Consider the following 400-nt stretch of genomic DNA (forward strand, 5'->3'; position numbering starts at 1 on the left):
ATTGGAACTGGCACTGGCGCCGGGATTGGTACACCCAAGTTTCTTGTAATTGTGGTATGAGTATGAGCATGTGAACTCAATTCAACGGCGGGTCCAGCACCACCACCGATTCCAGCACCACCAAGTCCAGCACCACCAAGTCCTGCTCCGCCAGCGCCAAAGCCTATTCCGGTGCCTAGAGTTCCCAAACCAATACCTCCCAATCCGCCGCCTCTGCCCAATCCTAATCCGCCTAAACCGGCTCCATATCCTCCGTTTAATATACCATGACCTGCGATGCCTAATCCAATGACACCACGCTTATCCACTTTCTTTTCCTCAACTTTCTCTTTCTTGTCTGCGGCGAGGGCAATGCCGACGATCAAGCAAACGCAGATCAAAGTTTTCATTTTGTTTTACC

At 51.0% G+C, this 400-nt stretch carries 1 protein-coding gene; it reads right to left on the reverse strand.

The genetic code is table 11. From position 1 onward, the window contains the following. Nucleotides 1-389: hypothetical protein (locus QWJ41_RS20850; protein ID WP_302710387.1), on the reverse strand; the 389-nt coding region annotated here is incomplete at its 3' end. Nucleotides 390-400: the final 11 nt, after the last annotated feature.

The organism is Nocardioides cremeus, assembly GCF_030518195.1.
GTDB classification, from domain to species: Bacteria; Actinomycetota; Actinomycetes; order Propionibacteriales; family Nocardioidaceae; genus Nocardioides; species Nocardioides cremeus.